At 60.9% G+C, this 14,601-nt stretch carries 16 protein-coding genes, 1 tRNA gene and 1 pseudogene; 10 read left to right on the top strand and 8 right to left on the bottom strand.

Annotation, left to right across the window (positions count from 1 at the left end; genetic code table 11):
* Positions 1–20: 20 nt before the first annotated feature.
* Genes PSH76_RS23635 through PSH76_RS23625 form a run of 3 tightly spaced genes read right to left on the bottom strand, consistent with a single transcriptional unit; the run spans position 21 to position 2,237 of the window.
* Positions 21–1,319, bottom strand: coding sequence for an NAD(P)/FAD-dependent oxidoreductase (locus PSH76_RS23635; protein ID WP_014716868.1), 1,299 nt, complete (start codon positions 1,317–1,319; stop codon positions 21–23).
* A 60-nt stretch (positions 1,320–1,379) separates the two neighbouring features.
* The gene (locus PSH76_RS23630; RefSeq protein WP_032893628.1) at positions 1,380–1,553 is read right to left on the bottom strand and encodes a DUF3094 family protein; all 174 of its coding nucleotides are present in this window, start codon (positions 1,551–1,553) and stop codon (positions 1,380–1,382) included.
* A 54-nt stretch (positions 1,554–1,607) separates the two neighbouring features.
* Positions 1,608–2,237 carry a DUF1780 domain-containing protein gene (locus PSH76_RS23625; RefSeq protein WP_003188431.1) on the bottom strand — a complete coding sequence of 210 codons (630 nt, stop codon included), beginning with the start codon at positions 2,235–2,237 and terminating at the stop codon, positions 1,608–1,610.
* Positions 2,238–2,364: 127 nt separating this feature from the next.
* Between PSH76_RS23625 and PSH76_RS23620 the strand changes: the two genes are divergently transcribed.
* Positions 2,365–3,054: an energy-coupling factor ABC transporter permease gene (locus PSH76_RS23620; RefSeq protein WP_138761276.1), complete on the top strand. Its 690-nt coding sequence runs from the start codon at positions 2,365–2,367 to the stop codon at positions 3,052–3,054.
* A gap of 64 nt (positions 3,055–3,118) precedes the next feature.
* Positions 3,119–3,334 carry a hypothetical protein gene (locus tag PSH76_RS23615; RefSeq protein WP_003171680.1) on the top strand — a complete coding sequence of 72 codons (216 nt, stop codon included), beginning with the start codon at positions 3,119–3,121 and terminating at the stop codon, positions 3,332–3,334.
* On the opposite strand, the gene yacG is transcribed toward PSH76_RS23615, so the two are convergent.
* From yacG to PSH76_RS23595, 4 genes are read right to left on the bottom strand one after another with little or no spacing between them, the layout of a single operon-like run.
* Entirely contained in the window at positions 3,331–3,531 is a 201-nt protein-coding gene (gene yacG, locus PSH76_RS23610; protein ID WP_003188437.1) for a DNA gyrase inhibitor YacG, read from the bottom strand. The genes PSH76_RS23615 and yacG overlap by 4 nt on opposite strands.
* Positions 3,528–4,151, bottom strand: a complete 624-nt coding sequence (gene coaE / locus PSH76_RS23605) for a dephospho-CoA kinase (RefSeq protein WP_032893625.1) — start codon at positions 4,149–4,151, stop codon at positions 3,528–3,530. Before coaE ends, yacG begins: the two co-directional genes overlap by 4 nt.
* A complete protein-coding gene (locus tag PSH76_RS23600; RefSeq protein ID WP_032893623.1) occupies positions 4,148–5,014 on the bottom strand; it encodes an A24 family peptidase in 867 nt (288 codons plus the stop codon). Before PSH76_RS23600 ends, coaE begins: the two co-directional genes overlap by 4 nt.
* The gene (locus tag PSH76_RS23595) at positions 5,011–6,219 is read right to left on the bottom strand and encodes a type II secretion system F family protein (RefSeq protein ID WP_305493011.1); all 1,209 of its coding nucleotides are present in this window, start codon (positions 6,217–6,219) and stop codon (positions 5,011–5,013) included. The genes PSH76_RS23600 and PSH76_RS23595 overlap by 4 nt, the downstream gene beginning before the upstream one ends.
* 201 nt (positions 6,220–6,420) lie before the next feature.
* Here PSH76_RS23595 and PSH76_RS23590 point away from each other — a divergent pair, with 201 nt between their 5' ends.
* The 3 genes from PSH76_RS23590 (at position 6,421) to PSH76_RS23580 (ending at position 7,429) form a co-directional block, all read left to right on the top strand.
* On the top strand, positions 6,421–6,834 hold the full coding sequence (locus tag PSH76_RS23590) for a pilin (protein ID WP_138761279.1): 414 nt from the start codon (positions 6,421–6,423) through the stop codon (positions 6,832–6,834).
* Between the two features lie 64 nt (positions 6,835–6,898).
* Positions 6,899–6,974: transfer RNA gene (locus PSH76_RS23585), tRNA-Thr, on the top strand.
* 149 nt (positions 6,975–7,123) lie between these two features.
* Complete coding sequence (locus PSH76_RS23580; RefSeq protein WP_032893620.1) at positions 7,124–7,429, top strand: DUF6388 family protein; 306 nt, start codon at positions 7,124–7,126, stop codon at positions 7,427–7,429.
* 119 nt (positions 7,430–7,548) lie between these two features.
* Here PSH76_RS23580 and nadC read toward each other — a convergent pair whose 3' ends face one another.
* The gene (gene nadC / locus PSH76_RS23575) at positions 7,549–8,397 is read right to left on the bottom strand and encodes a carboxylating nicotinate-nucleotide diphosphorylase (protein ID WP_098949594.1); all 849 of its coding nucleotides are present in this window, start codon (positions 8,395–8,397) and stop codon (positions 7,549–7,551) included.
* Positions 8,398–8,642: 245 nt separating this feature from the next.
* Between nadC and PSH76_RS23570 the strand changes: the two genes are divergently transcribed.
* The 5 genes and pseudogenes from PSH76_RS23570 (at position 8,643) to PSH76_RS30820 (ending at position 14,528) form a co-directional block, all read left to right on the top strand.
* Positions 8,643–10,790 (top strand): DUF1631 domain-containing protein, encoded by a 2,148-nt coding sequence (locus tag PSH76_RS23570; RefSeq protein ID WP_305493010.1) that lies wholly within the window; start codon positions 8,643–8,645, stop codon positions 10,788–10,790.
* Between the two features lie 61 nt (positions 10,791–10,851).
* Positions 10,852–11,415: a 1,6-anhydro-N-acetylmuramyl-L-alanine amidase AmpD gene (ampD, locus tag PSH76_RS23565; RefSeq protein ID WP_305493009.1), complete on the top strand. Its 564-nt coding sequence runs from the start codon at positions 10,852–10,854 to the stop codon at positions 11,413–11,415.
* Positions 11,412–12,248: a regulatory signaling modulator protein AmpE gene (ampE, locus tag PSH76_RS23560; RefSeq protein ID WP_003188449.1), complete on the top strand. Its 837-nt coding sequence runs from the start codon at positions 11,412–11,414 to the stop codon at positions 12,246–12,248. Before ampD ends, ampE begins: the two co-directional genes overlap by 4 nt.
* Positions 12,249–12,530: 282 nt before the next feature.
* A pseudogene (locus tag PSH76_RS30825) lies at positions 12,531–13,622 on the top strand (methyl-accepting chemotaxis protein); the annotation flags it as partial.
* Positions 13,599–14,528: a methyl-accepting chemotaxis protein gene (locus PSH76_RS30820; protein WP_370874669.1), complete on the top strand. Its 930-nt coding sequence runs from the start codon at positions 13,599–13,601 to the stop codon at positions 14,526–14,528. The pseudogene PSH76_RS30825 and the gene PSH76_RS30820, both read left to right, overlap by 24 nt.
* Positions 14,529–14,601 lie beyond the last annotated feature (73 nt).

Genomic DNA, 14,601 nt, shown 5'->3' with positions numbered 1-14,601 from the left:
CCCACAGGTGTTATGCGTTGTTAATGCAATTTAAGGCGCGGCTCGGTGCCGCGGCCGATCTTGCTGCCCAGCATCAGCATCGCCGTGCGGAAGAACCCATACAGCGCCATCTGGTGCATGCGGTACAGCGACACGTAGAACATCCGCGCCAGCCAGCCTTCCAGCATCACACTGCCCGTCAAATTGCCCATCAGGTTACCCACCGCGGAAAAGCGCGACAGCGAGATCAGCGAGCCGTAGTCGGTGTACTTGTAGGTCGGCAGCTCCTTGCCTTCAATCCGCAGCTTGAGCGATTTGGCCAGCAATGACGCCTGCTGGTGAGCGGCTTGGGCCCGTGGCGGTACATTGCGGTCGGTGCCCGGCTGCGGGCAGGCGGCGCAATCACCAAAGGCGAAGATGTTTTCGTCGCGGGTGGTTTGCAGGGTTTGCAGGACTTGCAGCTGGTTGATGCGGTTGGTTTCCAGGCCGTCGATGTCCTTGAGGAAGCCAGGTGCGCGAATACCGGCCGCCCAGACCTTGAGGCTAGCCGGGATCACCTGGCCGCTGCTGGTAATCAAGGCGTCGGCGGTTACTTCACTGACTGCCGAGTTGGTCAGTACCGTCACCCCTAGTTTCTCCAGGGTCTTATGCACTGGCCCACCGATCCGCTCCGGCAGGGCAGGCAATACCCGCGGGCCGGCTTCGATCAGGGTGATGTGCATGTTTTCCGGCTTGATACGGTCCAGGCCATAAGCCGCCAGCTCATGGGCGGCGTTATGCAGCTCGGCGGCCAGCTCAACCCCGGTGGCACCGGCGCCGACGATGGCGACGCTGATCTGTTCAACGGCGTCGGTTTGGCCTGCATGGGCGCGCAGGTAGTGGTTGAGCAGTTGCTGGTGGAAGCGCTCGGCCTGCTTGCGGGTGTCGAGGAACAGGCAATGTTGCGCCGCGCCCTCGGTGCCGAAATCGTTGGTGGTGCTGCCTACCGCAATCACCAGGCTGTCGTAGCCCAGCACGCGGGCGGGCACCAGTTCGCGGCCTTCTTCGTCGAGGGTGGCGGCCAGCTGGATTTTCTTCTGTTCACGGTCAAGCCCGCTCATACGGCCCAGCTGGAACTCGAAGTGGTTCCATTTGGCTTGGGCGACGTAGTTGAGTTCGTCTTCCGAGGAATTCAGCGAGCCGGCAGCCACTTCGTGCAGCAAGGGCTTCCAGATGTGGGTCAGGTTGGTGTCGACCAGCGTGATGCTGGCCTTGCCACGCTTGCCCAGGGTCTTACCCAGGCGGGTAGCCAACTCCAGGCCGCCGGCACCGCCGCCGACGATAATAATACGATGGGTCATGGGGATATCTCGCAAGGCTAAAAGAAATCGGAGCAGTTACCCTCGCGAGCGCCAGGCGGCTCATAGCGTCAGGTAACTCAATAGGCGGCTCAGCGCACCGAGCCCGATCACCACTACCAGCACCACGCAGAGGAGCAGCCACGGCCGGAAAGGCTTGCGCTCGACTCTGTTCTGGGAGAGTTGCAGGTACTCTTCGACACGCTCTTGGTCATCGGGTTTCAGGCGGCTGGTCATAAAGGCCTCGTCAGGTAGACGTTGCAAAGGGGCGCCACGTTACAGCCAGGGGCATCACAGGCTGATGCCGACATCAAACACTATGCTGCGGCCCAGGTTGTTGCGCAAGAAGTCCGGCGCGTCGGGATGGGCGAACAGGACCCGCGCGAATGTCGGCCCCACCAGCGATAGCGAGCGCCAGCCCTGGCGCAGGTATTCGGTCGGCGGCGGAAAATGGCTGTTGAGGTCCAGCACTTCGCGCTTGAGGCTGGTAAACGCAATGAGGTCCAGCTCCCCCAAGTCCATGCCGCGTTCTTTGTAGTTGTGAGCTTTTTTACGCAGTGTGGGGGCCAGGCGCAGCAGGAACTCATGGGCGGGGATGCGCCGTGGCTTGGCTTCGCGCCGTACCAGTTGGCTCAGGGAGAAAGCACTGCGCCTGCGCAGCAACTCATCGCGCCACTCGTCGTTCAGGCGACGGCCCTCGTCCAGCACAAAAAAGACCTCGAAGCTGGCGTCGCGAAACAACACGTCGGGCGGCTCCTGGCCCGCCGCGTGAAATTCTTCGACACGGTAGGGCACGTTCAAGCCTTGCAGCAGGCGCTGGCAGACCCAACGCTCACGCTCCCACTTGCGGGCATTGGACAGGAATGCGTTGGCTTGTTCGGCTGCTACGGTGAGCAGGCGCAAATAATCTGAGTCATCCATAGTCGCAGCTTAGCGTTCAAATGATGACCACAGGAAGTCTTGCCTTAAAACGCGGGTGTAGAATGCTCACGTGAAACAGGCCAGGGACGAGGTGTGTGATGAGTTTTTTAGTAAAGGCAGAGCGTCCGTGATCAGTGCAGCGGTTCTGGCACCCCAGACCCTCGGTATCGGCTGGCTGGTGTATGCGCCCGTGGTGATATGGGCGATCCTGCGCTCGCCCTGGGTGGAGCTGTTTGCCGACCGGCGGCGCCAGCATTTGCTGTTCGGCACGGTGTTCGCACTGTTCATGCTGTGGCTGGTGCGGCGGGATTTCGATACCGGTGTTTCCTATCACTTTATCGGCATGACCGCCGTGACCTTGCTGCTCGATTGGCCGCTGGCAATCGTCGGTGGCTTTGCCGCCCAGCTTGGCTTGATGCTGTTGGGGCGCCAGGATCTGGCCGCGCTTGGCGTCAATGGCCTGCTCCTGATCGTGCTGCCGGTGCTGGTCACCGAAGGGTGCGCGCTGTTGGTAGAGCGGGCGCAGCCGCGAAACCCCTTTGTGTATATCTTCTGTTCGGGCTTTTTTGCTGCCGCACTGTCGGCATTGCTGTGCCTGTTGGCCGGCCTGGGCCTGCTGTGGTTCGACGGCCTTTTTGCGATGCCGCAATGGCTGGAGGATTTTGTCGGTTACCTGTGGCTGATCATCTTTCCCGAAGCCTTTATCAACGGCATGGTCATCAGCGCATTGGTGGTGTTTTGCCCCGATTGGCTGGAGACCTTCAACCGCACCCGCTACCTCTCGGCGCCCTGGAAGGACGACGATTCGCAGCGTTGATCCAGGTCAAATGCCGGGCAGCGGCGCAGGTCCATGCTCTGCAAAATTTTCAGGAGCACGAATCATGAGTGTGTATGAATGGGCACGGCAGGAGTTGCGCAGAAGCCAGGACGCAGCGCAGGAAATCGGGTTTGACCCCGGCTTGACCTTGCGCGCCATGCTCAGCGCAGTGGTGCAGCAAAGCAAGGGTGTACGCAGCTTTGAAGACCTGGCCGACGAGTTGCAATACCTTGCAGAAAACCTCGACGACCAGCAGGAATATGCCTTTATGCGGCCTTAGTGGCGCGGCGGCAGGTCTTCGGAAAACAGTTCGTCTTCGGCGTCAGGGGCCACGGGAATCTTGTGTTCTTCAGCGGCCCAGGCACCCAGGTCGATGAGTTTGCAACGGTCCGAGCAGAACGGCCGGTTGAGGTTGGTCGCTTTCCATTCCACGGGGGCACCGCAGGTTGGGCAGTCGACGGTCAAGGGTTGGCTCATGATCGGCCTCCACGCAAAGTAAGGTAAAAGTGGTGCAGTCGCTCGACCTCGCCGTGCAGCCAGGCCAGGTCCTTATCGTTGACCAGCACGTCATCGGCATGGTTCAGGCGGTCTTCGCGGCTGGACTGGGCCTTGAGAATCGCCTGCACCTGTTGTTCGCTGATGCCATCGCGCTGCAGGGTACGCTGAATCTGCAGCGATTGCGGCACGTCGATCACCAGGATGCGCTGGGTCATGCTGTACTGTCCGGATTCGATCAGCAGCGGTGACACCAGGATCGCGTAGGGCGACTGGGCGCGTGCCAGGTGGCTGCGAATTTCCTCGGCGATCAGCGGGTGCAGCAAGGCCTCCAGCCACAGGCGCTCTTGTGGGACCTCAAAAATCAGTTTGCGCAGCGCGGCACGGTCCAGTTGGCCGTCGGCTTGCAGCACGCCACTGCCGAAATGTTCGGCAATGCGCGCCAGCGCCGGGCGGCCCGGCTCGACGACCCAGCGCGCGGCGTGATCGGCGTCCACCAGGTCGATGCCCAGCTTGATAAAGTGCTCGGCCGCAGCGCTTTTGCCGCTGCCAATGCCGCCCGTGAGCCCAAGAATCCAGGGTGTTGCAACAGAAGTGGTCATCTGAAACCGACAGACTGCAAATAGAAGTCGGTTATTTGACCACCCCAGAGCAATGCAATCCAGCCGGCAATTGCCAGGCAGGGGCCAAACGGCATCGGCGCTGACACCTGGGCCTTACGCAAACGCAACAGAATCAACCCGGCAAACACGCCCAGCAGCGAGGCCATCAGCAGGGTCATCGGCAGAATCTGCCAGCCGCCCCAGGCTCCCAGCAAGGCCAATAATTTGAAGTCGCCATGGCCCATGCCGTCCTTGCCAGTGGCCAGCTTGAAGAGCCAGAACAGGCTCCACAAGCTCATGTAGCCGATGACCGCGCCCCATACTGCATCGGGCAGGGGCGTCAGCAGGTCAGCGCTGTTGAGGATCAGCCCCAGCCATAGCAGCGGCAGCACCAGCACATCCGGCAGCAGTTGGTGGTCCAGATCAATCAGGCTCATCCCCAGCAAGCCCCAACTCAACAGCATCACCGCGCCGGCTTGCCAGCCGAAGCCGAAGTGCCAGGCGACAGCGGTTGAGATCAGCGCGCAGGCCAGTTCGGTGAGGGGGTAACGCAGGCCGATGGGTTCGCGGCAGTGGGCACAATGCCCCCGGAGCAGCAGGTAGCTGAGCACCGGGATATTTTCCCAAGGCCGAATCGGTTGATTGCAGTGCGGGCAGCATGAGTTGGGGCGCATCAGGTTATAGGCCGGTCCATCGGGCTCGGCTGGCAAGTCGAGAATCTCATGGGCCTGGGCACGCCACTCCCGCTCGAGCATTTTGGGCAGGCGCCACACCAGAACATTGAGGAAGCTGCCGACGATCAGGCCCAACACCAGCGCCAGGCCTACAAACGCCCAGGGATGTTCGCTCAGCAACAGGCTCAAAACGCCGTCCCCAATTGGAATACCGGCAAGTACATGGCGACTACCAGCGCGCCGACAATCCCCCCCAATACCACCATGATCAGCGGCTCCATCAGGCTGGTGAGATTGTCGACCAAGGTATCCACGTCTGACTCGTAGTGGTTCGCGACTTTTTCCAGCATGCGGTCCAGGGTGCCGGACTCCTCACCGATTGCGGTCATCTGGATTGCCATGCCTGGGAACAGGCCGCTGTTATGCATCGATTGATTCAACTGCATGCCTGTGGATACATCGTGGCGCATACGTTCGATTGCCTGTTTAAAGGGGCCATGACCGACGGCGCCAGCCACCGAACCCAATGCCTGTACCAGAGGAACGCCCGCCGCAAAGGTAGTGGATAGCGTGCGTGCGTAGCGGGCGACCGCAGATTTGTGCAGCAGTTTGCCTGCCACGGGCACTTTCAACAAACCTGCTGCCCACCCATGGCGAAACCCCGGGTGAGTCCGGTAGGCGTGGCGACCCGCGCCCAGCGCCGCGCCCACACCCAGCCCCAGCATCCACCACGCCTGTTGCAGCAGTTCCGACAGCGCGATGACCCCCAGGGTAAACCCCGGCAATTGGCCGTTGACCCCGGCGAACAAGTTCTGGAATTGCGGCACCACATGGATCAACAGCACTGTGCTCACCCCTGTGGCAATTACCAGTACCGCGATAGGGTAGGTCATGGCTTTCTTGATCCTGGTTTTGAGCCGTTGGCTTTTTTCCAGATGAATCGCCACGCGCTCCAGTAGGGTTTCCAGGGCACCGGCCATTTCGCCAGCCGCCACCAGATTGCAGTACAGCTCATCGAAGTGGCGGGGATACTGACGCAGGGCAGCAACCAACGGGTGGCCGCTGGCAATATGCTGTTTCAGCGCCTTCACCAGTTCGCGCAGCTGTGGGTTTTCGACGCCTTCACTGATGATGTCGAAGGCTTGCAGCAGCGGAATGCCGGCCTTGAGCAAGGTGGCCAACTGGCGAGTGAACAGGGCGATATCTGCGGGCGTTATGCGCGTCTTGAAGGTCGGCAGTGCACAAGATTTTTTGCGCACACGCTCGGGGCAGATCCCTTGCTGGCGCAGTTGTACCTTGATCAGCGCAAGGTTATGGCCGGCGATTTGCCCGGAGACCCGGCGCCCTTTGCGGTTGATGCCCTCCCAGGCATAGATTGTTGGAGTGTCGTTCATGTGAGGTTGGCGCACCCAGATCGTGAAGAATTTATAGCTTAGTCAGGTGGCGGAGTCGGGCAGGCTGGTGCTGGGCGATAAAATGTCAGATTGTGCGTCTTGCAGGCGAACGGCTGCGTGGGGATGAGTACACTGGCGCCGTTGCACACTACGGGGCGCAGGACGCGCCTTGTCATGGTTCTATTCTGGAGAGTGAAAGAGATGCGTCAAAAAGGTTTTACCTTGATCGAGTTGTTGATTGTCGTGGCAATCATCGGCATTTTGGCCACCATCGGTCTGCCCATGTACACCAAGCACCAGGCCAAGGCCAAGTTCACCGCGGGGTTGGCTGAAATCAGCGCGTTAAAGGCCGGCTACGAGGACGCTATCAATCAGGGCGAAGTGCCGAAGCTGCCGCTGATCGGTGGAACCAGCCCTACCGCCAACTGCACTATCGAAGTGACGGGCGATGTGGCCTCGGGCGTCGGTACTATCCGTTGTGAAATCCTCGATGCGCCCGCGCCCGTGCTCGGCAAGACCATCACCCTGACCCGCAGCGCCACCAGCGGCTGGAGCTGTGCCACCACGGTAGAGCCTCAGTATGCTGCCAAGGGTTGCGGCGCCAACGGCGCGTGACAGTCGCCGGGCGGTGAGCGAGCAAGTTGCTGCATGCCCAATGCAGTGCTAGCTTTAGCCCACCGCCCGTGTAGCTCAGCCGGTAGAGCAGCGCACTCGTAACGCGAAGGTCGCAGGTTCGATTCCTGTCTCGGGCACCACAGGCACCACTGTTTCAACGGCAATGTTTTCAGATGATCCCAGAATGGTTCTGAAGGCCAGGTGAGCCGGGCATTTGCGCCCGCTCTTTTGTATCTGCGCAACCTTGAAGACCCAGATGCATTCCCATTCCTCGATCTAAGAGAACAACATGACCACGACTGAAATGACCCAGGAAGCGCGGCACGAACAAGCGCTCAAGCACTACCTTGAGGACACGCCGCAGCTAAAAGAAGAGATCAAGGACCTGAGTGCCGATGATCAGCGCGACCAGATTCAGTGGGCATTCGAGGACGAGGCCGAGAGCCAGAGCCTTCAGCCTTGGGAGCTGACCCTCAAGTACACCACGACCCCTGAAGAGTTCGAGGCCGCGCGGTTGGCCTTGCACAAAGAGGCGGCCGAGGTGCTGGGTGTCGATTGGGACGAGTACTGCGAGATGAATAACCTCGTCGTCTAAAAGCAGCCTGTAGGAGCGAGCTTGCTCGCGAAAAACTCAAGACCACCGCGTGCCCCCAGAGGTACGCGTTATCGTTAGGGTTTTTCGCGAGCAAGCTCGCTCCTACAGTTACGGCATCTTCAGATACTGAGGCGCATCGACAGGTCCACCGCCTTCACATCCTTGGTCATCGCCCCGATGGAGATGTAGTCCACGCCGGTCTCAGCGATAGGCAGCAAGGTGGTTTCATTGATCCCGCCGCTGGCTTCCAGCTTGGCCTTGCCGGCGTTCAGGCGCACGGCTTCGCGCATGTCGTCCAGGCTCAGTTCATCCAGCATGATGATGTCGGCACCCGCCGCCAGGGCTTCGCGCAACTCTTCCAGGCTTTCCACTTCGATTTCCACCGGCTTGCCCGGGGCGATCTCGTGGGCGGCCGTAATCGCTTGGGCAATACCACCGCAGGCGGCGATGTGGTTTTCCTTGATCAGGAACGCGTCATACAGCCCGATACGGTGGTTGTGGCAACCGCCGCAGGTCACCGCGTACTTCTGCGCCAAACGCAGACCTGGGAGTGTCTTGCGGGTGTCCAGCAGTTTGACCTGGGTGCTCGCGACAAAGTCCGCCAGGAACTGCGCTCGGGTGGCTACACCTGACAGCATCTGCAAAAAATTCAGCGCACTGCGTTCACCCGTGAGCAGCGAGCGTGCCGGGCCTTCAAGGTGGAACAGCGCCTGGTTGGGGCTGACACGTTCACCGTCAGCTACCTGCCAATGCACGGCGACCCGTGGGTCCAGTTGACGAAACACTGCATCCACCCAGGCCGTACCGGCAATCACGGCCGCTTCACGGGTAATGATCGTGGCCTTGGCCAGCCGTTCGGCCGGGATCAACTGCGCGGTGATGTCACCACTGCCTATGTCTTCCAGCAGTGCGCGGCGCACGTTGGCTTCGATTTCGGCGGTGAGGTCGGCAAGACGGAGGTTCGGCATAACAGGCTCCACAAACAAAGTGCCTCGATTATAGGGCCAGCGTGCGTTCTAACCCAGCTCGCCACTCATTTACCGCACAAAGTCAGAGTGTGCTGGCGCAACTGCCCTCGTTTGCAAGATAATCTCGCGCCTTGCAATTGGCGTCATAGCTTTGACGTCTTGGTGGTAACCGGGATATTTGCAGGGCCTGCCAGGCCTGCTCCCGGTCTTTCCACCTCTCAAAACCGCCGTTTCAGGAGGCCAGGATGCACAATGACGGGAAGGTGGTGCCTATCAACAGGGCACAGGCCACGCCATCGCCGCTCGCGCGCCTGCCGGTGGTGTTGCTGCAGGTGCGTGACAAGGCTGCGCAACAGCTGCAGCAGGGTTTGCAGGAACTGTTCGATAACGCCGACGATACCCTGTTTGAAATGGCCGAAAAGGCCCGTAGCACCGTCGACCATCATATTTTTTTCGAGGCCATGCGCGACCTGCGCCTCAAGCGCAAGAACTTCGAACGCGTGTTCATGGAGCAGTTGTTCGTGGCGTTCGCCAACTTGGGCCAGGCCCGGTGCAGCGGGGCGCACCTGGTGCCGCTGGTGTCTTATGAGGCGGTACCCGGCACCAGCGCCGATGACGTGGAAAAAGCCGTGGCCCTGGAGGCGATGCTCGGTCGGGTGCGCCACCGTGATGGCTTGGCGCTGGGGCAATTGAACGCGCGCTTGAGTGAACTGCTTGGCAGGCGCCTGGATGATCCGGAAAACCCCTTGGGCCCGGCGCGGCTTTGCGATTTTTTCCTGCAGGCAGGGCGTAGCCTGGGGGTGGAGATCCGCGTCAAGCTGGTCATGCTCAAGCTGTTTGAGAAGTACGTGCTCAGTGACGCCGACCTGTTGTATGGCGAGGCCAACCAATTGCTGATCGCCACTGGCGTATTGCCGGAACTCAAAGCGGTCCCGTCCCGTCGAGCCGGCGGGCGTGCGGCCCGGGAGCATCAGGACTGCTCCGGCCAAGCGGTGGCCGACCCGCCGCTGGATAAAAGCGGCCAGCAAGCGTTCAGCGCCTTGCAGACGCTGCTGGTAGCCGTGCGTGGCAGCGTGGCCCCGACCCTTGAAGCCAGCGCCGAGCCGCAACCCATTGCCACCCGCGATCTGCTGCGCCTGCTGTCGCATTTGCAGCAATATGTACCGGAGCCGGAGTGCGAGGACGATTTCGACCTGCGCAGCCAGCTTGAACAGTTGCTCACCCGGGTCAGTGTCAAAAGTGGCAAGTCGCGGGTGTTGGAAGAAGCAGACGAAGATGTGATCAATCTGGTGGCCATGCTGTTCGAGTTCATGCTCGATGACAGCAGTGTGCCGGACGCTTTCAAGGCGCTGATCGCCCGCTTGCAGATCCCGCTGCTGAAAGTGGCGGTGCTGGACAAGAGCCTGCTCAGTTGCACGCAGCATCCGGCGCGGCGCTTGCTCAATGACATCGCGAACGCCGTCATCGGCTGGAGCCCGCCCCATGACCACCCACGGGACAACCTCTATCTGTGTATCGAGCAACTCGTACAGCGGTTGCTGAATGAGTACGTCGAAGATCCGGCGATTTTCTCCCAGTTGCTCACCACGTTCAGCGCATTTACAGCCCAAGAGCGCACACGCAGTGAACGTCTTGAGCGGCATACCCGTGACGCCGAGCAAGAGCGCCTGCATACCCAGGTGGCGCGTCAACGTGTGGCGCAGGTGCTCAATCGGCGGCTCGCGGGCAAAACCTTGCCGGCATCGGTGCTGCAATTTGTGCAGCAAGCCTGGAGCCAGGTGCTGTTAGTGGCCGTTCTCAAGCACGGCGAACAATCGCTGCAATGGCAGGCGGCGCTACGCACCCTGGATGAATTGCTCTGGAGCGTGGGCCTGCGTGAAGACACCGAAGCCGGCCGGCGTTTGCTGGAGCAATTACCCGGGCTGCTCAAAGCATTGCGTGACGGATTGGCCGGTGCGGCGTTCGATCCTTTCAGTACCCGCGAGTTTTTCCTGCGGTTGCAGGCTCTGCATGTTCAGCCGCTCGACGGCGAGGTACTGGTCGAAGTCCGCGAGCCTTTTACCCTGGACGCTGGCCCGCCGGCCGCCGATGAATCAATGCCCCCTGACGATCCCGACCTGATCAAGGTCCAGCAGTTGCGAGTCGGTGCCTGGGTTGCGTTGCAGCAACATGAAGCCGGTACCCTGCGCTGCAAGTTGACCGCAATCATGCCGCCCGCCGATACCTATATTTTTGTCAGCCGCACGGGCCTCAAGGTCCTGGAGAAAAGCGCGTGCCAGTTAGCCCTGGCGTTCAAGCAGGGCGTCCTGCACAGCTTGGACGATGGCCCGCTGTTCGAACGTGCGCTGACAGCCGTGGTGGGTAACCTGCGGCAACTCAATCGCGGCAAGTGATCGCAACCGCAGGGTGGAACGCGGCATACTGGTCACACCTCGTCTCACTCAAGGAGCCTGTATGCAGTTGGACCCCGCCAGCGGTTGGTGCCAGGGCATTCGTCATTGCCCTTCGCCCAACTTCAACGAGCGCCCTGAAGGCGAAATCTCGCTGTTGGTGGTGCACAACATCAGTTTGCCTCCGGCGCAGTTCAAGACCGGCAAGGTGCAGGAGTTTTTCCAGAACCGCCTGGATATTTCAGAGCATCCCTACTTTGAAGGGATAGCCAGCCTACGGGTGTCTGCGCATTTTCTGATTGAACGTGACGGCACTGTGACGCAATTTGTTTCGTGCCGCGACCGGGCCTGGCATGCCGGTGTTTCCTGCTTCAAGGGGCGCGAGGTGTGCAACGATTTTTCCCTTGGGATCGAGCTGGAAGGTACGGATGACCTGCCGTTCACCGATGCCCAGTACGCGGCGTTGATCGACCTGACGCGCCAACTGCTGGCCGCTTACCCAGATATCACCTACCAAAATATTTGTGGTCATAGCGACATCGCTCCGGGGCGCAAGACTGACCCAGGCCCCGCTTTTGATTGGACGCGCTTTCGCAGCGCCCTGCAGGATGGAGGACACGAACGATGAGTTTCCTGGTGTTGGTGCTGGCGGTATGGATCGAGAAGTTCTCGGCCTTGCGCCTGCGGTTGCAGCGTGACGGCGGATGGCTGCGTGAACTGGCCAAGCTGGAATCGAGCCCGCGCATGGGCAAGCGGCCCTGGTTGATCCTGCTGGTATTGGTGCTGTTGCCAGTGGCATTGCTGGCGTTGCTGTTGCTGGTGCTGGAGCCAGTGGCCTATGGCCTGTTGGCATTGCCGGTGCATTTGCTGGTGGTGATCTATAGCCTGGGCCGTGGCGACCTATTGGCAGGGCTGGGGCCGTTTCGTGATGCCTGGCGGCGCGGTGACCTGCAAGCGGCCGAGCATGTGGCCGAACGCGACCTCAAGCTTGGCGCCGACAGTGGCGAGCAACTGCTGGAGCGCGTCCAGGGCTACCTGCTGTGGCAGGCGTACCAAAGCTTCTTTGCGGTGATTTTCTGGTATTTCCTGCTGGGCCCGGTGGCAGCCCTGGCGTACCGCCTGTTGGCGCTGGCCAGCGAACACAGCCAGAACCCCTTGGTGGCCGAGCGCGCCACGCAATTGCGTCACGCGTTTGACTGGTTGCCGGTACGCCTGCTGGCGGCCAGCTTTGCCTTGGTGGGCAATTTCGTCGGGGTCAGCCGTGTGATGCTCCACGAACTGCTGAGTTGGGATATCAGCGCTGCACAGCTGGTGGAAAAAGTCGGCCTGGCTGCTGCGGAGATCCCGCCGCCAGTGGTGGGGGCCGATGGCATCAACAGCCTGGATCGCCTGTGGGAACTGCTGCTGCGCGCGGCGGTGCTGTGGTATGCCGGGTTTGCCATCTGGACGGTACTCCCCTGATGCCAATTTGTAGGAGCGAGCTTGCTCGCGAAAAACGTCAACGATAACGCGTGCTTCCTGAATAAACGCGGCGTCGTTAAGTTTTTCGCGAGCAAGCTCGCTCCTACATGGCATTAGGGCTTGCCCCTCGCCGTTAACCTTACGTTACAAAACTCCCTTTCGAATTGAGCTATACAGATAGAGCGCCAAATAGTGGCTATCTGCCGCCGCCCTGCGCCTCAATAAAAATAAAAGAAGGGGAGGTCACCTGTGAAGAGCTTGCTCTATCCCGCCGTCGCGCTGATGAACCGCCTGAGCTTCGGCATGAAGTTCAGCCTGATCAGCGTGCTGTTCCTGCTGCCGATGCTGGCGACCAACTATTACCTGGTGCGCGACTCGTGGCGTGAATACCAGGGCACCCGCGTCGAACTGCAAAGCCTTGACCTGCTCGGCAGCAGCCTGGCGTTGCGTCGCGAGCTGGAAACCCTCAACAACCAGGTTCAGATCAACGCGACCCTCGGCCAGTCTGGCAAAGCGGCAGACCTGGAGACCAGAATCAGCGCTTTGGAAGCGAGTGTAGTGGAGCGCTTGCAGGGCTTGCGCGCCATTGCGACCCAGCCCGAGCAAGTTGCCGTCTTCGACAGTAAGCGCGACGAACTGATCGCCGCGTTCAAGGCCCAGCAGCAGGAAACCTCACTGCTCAACAAAGCGGCGTTGATTAGCAAGTTACTCAACCAGGCCCAGATGTTCAGCCAGATCATTGCCAGCCAAGCCGGCTTGAGCCGTGATCCGCAAAGTGATCTGCGCCAGCTCAGCGACCTGGTCACCACCGTCACCCCTCAAGTCACCCAGGCCTTGGGCGAAGGCCGGGCGATGGGCGCGTACTCCCTGGGGCAGGGCTTTATCAATTCGTCCTCCAGCACCCGTTTTGACGAACTGTTGCAGCAACTGGAAAAACTCCACGGTGAATATGGCCTGAAGCTGCAGGACGCGCTGGGCGCCAGCAAGGCCGCGCACGCCGCCCTCGACGTCTCGGCGCAAGCCAGCCAGGCGAGCCTTAAGCAAGGCAGTGAGTTTTTCGAAGAGCAGGTGGTGATGGCCGAGACCCTCGACGCGCCTTGGCAGGGCTTTTATGACGGCGTCAGCCAACTGATGGCCAAGACCTATCAATTGGATGACGCCACCCTGGCGTTCCTCGGGCAGCAGTTGCAGCAGCGCCTGGCGCAGAACCGTTTGCATATGGTGTTGCTGGTCACGGCCCTGGCGGCGGTGTTTGCGCTGATTTTCTATCTCTATGCCGGTTTCTTTGTCTCCACCCGCACCACCTTGCGGCGCCTGGGGGCGATGATGGACAAAGTGGCGGCAGGTGACATGACGGTCACCTTCGTTGCGCAAAGCCGTGACGAACTGGGCGACCTGGGCCAGGTGTTCAATGGCACCGTGGCCAAGATTCATGACCTGATCGAGCGTGTTGGGCATACGGTCAGCCAGGTCGAGTTGCAGGCCGGCCAGGTGCAGGCGGTGTCGGCACAGAGTAACCAGGCGGTGTCCGGCCAGCGCAGCCAGATCGAGCAAGTGGCGACGGCGATGAACCAGATGTCCGCCACCGCCCAGGAGGTGGCGCGCAGCGCGGCGGCGGCGGTCAGCAGTGCTCAGAGTGTCAACGATGAAACCGTCAGCGGGCGTGCGCTGGTGCAATCCCAGCAAGGCGGTATCGCGCGCCTGGCGGCGGAGATCGACGAATCGGTGCGGGTGATCAACCAACTGGCTACCGACAGCCAGTCCATCAGCAGCGTGCTGGAGGTGATCAAGAGCATCGCCGAGCAGACCAACCTGCTGGCGCTCAACGCGGCCATCGAAGCGGCGCGCGCCGGTGACCAAGGGCGCGGGTTTGCGGTGGTGGCCGACGAGGTGCGCACCCTGGCTCGGCGCACCCAGCACTCCACCGAGGAAATCGAGCAGATGATCATCCGCTTGCACAGCGGCGTCGGCGCGGCGGTGAAGGCCATGGGCAGCAGCCATGAAATGGCGAATGGCACGGTAGGGCAGTCGGAAAAAGTCCAGCAAGCCCTGGAAAATATCCTGGGGGCGGTTGGGATGATCGTCGATCAGAACCAGCAGATCGCCGCCGCCGTGGAGCAGCAAACGGCGGTCGCCCACGACATCGACCAGAACATTGTCGAAATCAACCGCGCCGGCGAGCATGCGGCGCAAGGCGCGCAGCACACGGAAGCGGCCAGTCGGCAACTGGCAAGCCAGGTGGTTGAGTTGAAGCAATTGATTGGTGCGTTTCGGGTGTAGGGAGGTTCTGAAGGACGAAGCGGCGGGCCATGTGGCTTATGTCCTGATTTACCGATGCGTGTTTTATCGGGGC

This window comes from Pseudomonas sp. FP215, assembly GCF_030687795.1.
Classification (GTDB): domain Bacteria; phylum Pseudomonadota; class Gammaproteobacteria; order Pseudomonadales; family Pseudomonadaceae; genus Aquipseudomonas; species Aquipseudomonas salmasensis.
The sequence above is the reverse complement of the archived record's forward strand: the minus strand, read 5'-3'. Positions and strand labels throughout refer to the sequence as shown.

Bases quoted from the DNA above. Each gene is read 5' to 3' on its own strand.
- coaE (WP_032893625.1), bottom strand. From the start codon at position 4,151: ATGACCACTTCTGTTGCAACACCCTGGATTCTTGGGCTCACGGGCGGC.
- PSH76_RS30820 (WP_370874669.1), top strand. From the start codon at position 13,599: ATGACGGTCACCTTCGTTGCGCAAAGCCGTGACGAACTGGGCGACCTG.
- yacG (WP_003188437.1), bottom strand. From the start codon at position 3,531: ATGAGCCAACCCTTGACCGTCGACTGCCCAACCTGCGGTGCCCCCGTG.
- PSH76_RS23625 (WP_003188431.1), bottom strand. From the start codon at position 2,237: ATGGATGACTCAGATTATTTGCGCCTGCTCACCGTAGCAGCCGAACAA.
- PSH76_RS23630 (WP_032893628.1), bottom strand. From the start codon at position 1,553: ATGACCAGCCGCCTGAAACCCGATGACCAAGAGCGTGTCGAAGAGTAC.
- PSH76_RS23615 (WP_003171680.1), top strand. From the start codon at position 3,119: ATGAGTGTGTATGAATGGGCACGGCAGGAGTTGCGCAGAAGCCAGGAC.
- nadC (WP_098949594.1), bottom strand. From the start codon at position 8,397: ATGCCGAACCTCCGTCTTGCCGACCTCACCGCCGAAATCGAAGCCAAC.
- PSH76_RS23635 (WP_014716868.1), bottom strand. From the start codon at position 1,319: ATGACCCATCGTATTATTATCGTCGGCGGCGGTGCCGGCGGCCTGGAG.
- PSH76_RS23590 (WP_138761279.1), top strand. From the start codon at position 6,421: ATGCGTCAAAAAGGTTTTACCTTGATCGAGTTGTTGATTGTCGTGGCA.
- PSH76_RS23570 (WP_305493010.1), top strand. From the start codon at position 8,643: ATGCACAATGACGGGAAGGTGGTGCCTATCAACAGGGCACAGGCCACG.
- ampD (WP_305493009.1), top strand. From the start codon at position 10,852: ATGCAGTTGGACCCCGCCAGCGGTTGGTGCCAGGGCATTCGTCATTGC.
- PSH76_RS23595 (WP_305493011.1), bottom strand. From the start codon at position 6,219: ATGAACGACACTCCAACAATCTATGCCTGGGAGGGCATCAACCGCAAA.
- PSH76_RS23580 (WP_032893620.1), top strand. From the start codon at position 7,124: ATGACCACGACTGAAATGACCCAGGAAGCGCGGCACGAACAAGCGCTC.
- ampE (WP_003188449.1), top strand. From the start codon at position 11,412: ATGAGTTTCCTGGTGTTGGTGCTGGCGGTATGGATCGAGAAGTTCTCG.